This window comes from Candidatus Jordarchaeum sp. (assembly GCF_052745115.1).
In genome coordinates, this window is sequence record NZ_JBRAKS010000460.1 from 1 (window position 1) to 2645 (window position 2645).

The following is a 2645-nucleotide window of genomic DNA, read 5'->3' on the forward strand; positions in this document are numbered from 1 at the left end:
TGTGGGACAAAGATGGAGTTTGTGTACTCATCAGGGATGGGTAAGCCTCCCCCGGCGATAGATTCGCAAAATCTGCCTTTTTTTGAGGTTTTTTCCCGTGTTTTCAAACCTGTTTCCCGGTCTTTTTTCGCTCCAACGTGTTTAAACCTTAAAAATTAATGAGAAACGCCGATAAAACCATAAATTATTAGGCTAATAACTGAAGAAAAACGTTACAAAGATTCTGCGAATCTATAGCCCGGGGTTTGAAGTCGCGAAGGAACCCGGATTTGGGGAGAGGATAACCGATTGGAACTACATTATAAGCAGTTTAATCTATCGATAATTTCCCCCGAAAGGGGTTTTGTTCTGCTTTTTTTTACGCTTTGGTTTAATGCCTAATTGTTTTTCTACTTCTTTTTTTATTTATTTTAGCTGTTTGCTATTTACCCATGTGTTTATCATAGACCGTCTGAATTCTCTGCATAAGCTCTGATAAGTCCTCCGGGTTCATTCCGCTCATTATCTCCACGCTCAGCTCTCTAATTTCATTCAATTTTTCTTGGGACTCCTGCGACATATCCATAAACAATTGCACTTTTTCGGAGTCACCCACTAGTCCCATCATTTGACGCATGAGCTCAAGGCCTTCATCGGTCATCATCTGTTCCATTATTTTTCCGATCAATCCCATTCCCGCTCCCATCATCTTCCCAATATCTTCTGTTTCTTCTCCAATCATTGATTCTTCCGTCATTTTTTGCACATTCTTAATATCCTCTTCTGAGAGAGAAGAGAACATTTTCTCCACCACTTTTCCCATAATCTCCATGCCCTCACTACTGAGTAAATTTTCCACCACCTGTGGGCCAGCTGAGAGCATGGCCTCTTTTTCTTCCTCAGGCATTTCTGAGAGTATGGCATCTATTCTCTTCTCCAGATACTCCATCTTTTGCTCTTTGGTCATCTTTTTAATTTTCTTAATTTCATCATCAGTAACCAAAATTATCACCTCAGTGATATAAATAAATAATAATATACTGAAGGTAATAACTCTTTTCGGAGATTTTCTAATTTCTTAAACGACTTTACAGGTTAAAATAGGCGAAAAAAAGGCTAGATTAATAATAGAAAAATGTACATTTAATGATTATAAATCGTATCATACTTATTTCAACTATCAGAGGTTTTTAGAATGAGTTCGGGAATTAAATTCGGGATAGATTTGAGTTTAGAAGCCTATGAGGCAGACACCTGGGAGAGATATATTAATTTCGTAAGGACCGTCAATGAAAGTATTTGGGATTCCATCTGGCTTGGAGACCATCTGGGAGGACTACCACCCATAAGCCCTTTGAGGAATTACAATGTATGGCTTCTTTTCAGCATTTTTTCTGAGATTAAAAAGAGACCTCTAATGGGAACCGCAGTCACCGATCCGCACCGTTATCATCCAGTCATTCTCGCCCAAATGGCTATGACCATAGACCACATATCCAACGGAAGATTCATTCTAGGAATAGGTGCAGGTGAAGCCTTCAACCTTGAAACCTACGGATTCAACTACAAGAAGAAACCGGTATCAAAAATGAAGGAATTCATAGAAGTTCTAAGAAAACTTTGGAGCTCAAAAGGAGAAAAAGTATCCCATAAGGGTGAATTTTTCGAAATGAGAGACGCCATACTGGAACCGCCACCAATCCAAAACCCGATTCCCATATGGATAGCGGCGAATGGCCCCAGAACCAGAAGCTTAGCAGGAGCCATAGCAGATGGCTGGATTCCGCTGCCTTTCAGTGCTGAAACCTACAAAATGGGGTTGGAAGAGGTTAAGACCAGTCTGAGAAAGAATAACAGAAATATTGAGGATTTCACATTCGGGTACTGGAACTGGATCTTTATACACGAGGATGAAGCGGAACTGCAATTATACCTAGAACTAAAGAAGCTGTCCATGCCCATCCAGTTCGCAAAGGAACTAAAACCGTTGGGTTACTGGAAAGAGGAGAAAAGAGAACTTTACCAAAAGCTGGGCTTCAAACCAGAAACACTAAACTTACTCAGCTTTCACAGCGTAGACCAGTTAGACCTAGGAATAGTGGGAGAGATTGTGAAGGATGTTCCAAACGAATTCGTTAGAGAAGCCACATTAATGGGCTCTAAGGAAGAAGTGACCAAAAAACTAGAAAAGCTAATTAAATGTGGAGCCCAACACATCGTGCTTATGATAGACAATGACATAGCAAAAGACCCAAGGACTCCAGAACCCTACACCTATGAATACGTGTACAACATTCTCACAGAAGAGATAATACCTTACCTCAAAGAACAATATTAGAACTGCTTGTAGCTCATACACCTATAAGTATCGAAGATTTATCAGAAGAAACAATAATGGGACGAGAATTATTAAATAGACTCATAATCAACTTGGAAAAATCTAAAAATATTGTAAAGCCCACTTTCTGCACCTTTGATTTATTTTTTCCTATTTTTGTAAAATTTAAGCCTGTGGGGGACAGAAGCCTTCGCGTTTTTGAGCAAAACTCTCAAAAGGGTGTGGCTTATTTCGTGTGTTGACTCCAGAGGGTGCCGGCTTCTGCGTTCCCTGGCCCCCATTTTTCTACACATTGGCGTTAAAAATAGGAGGGGAACCGCGGTCTCCA

2 protein-coding genes are annotated in these 2645 nt (G+C 40.2%); one reads left to right on the plus strand and one right to left on the minus strand.

The annotated features are described in order from the left end of the window. Positions 1-421: 421 nt before the first annotated feature. Positions 422-982: a hypothetical protein gene (locus tag ACUVXA_RS19570; protein WP_445872974.1), complete on the minus strand. Its 561-nt coding sequence runs from the start codon at positions 980-982 to the stop codon at positions 422-424. Between the two features lie 192 nt (positions 983-1174). Here ACUVXA_RS19570 and ACUVXA_RS19575 point away from each other — a divergent pair, with 192 nt between their 5' ends. Continuing rightward, the gene (locus ACUVXA_RS19575; RefSeq protein WP_445872975.1) at positions 1175-2317 is read left to right on the plus strand and encodes an LLM class flavin-dependent oxidoreductase; all 1143 of its coding nucleotides are present in this window, start codon (positions 1175-1177) and stop codon (positions 2315-2317) included. Positions 2318-2645: the final 328 nt, after the last annotated feature.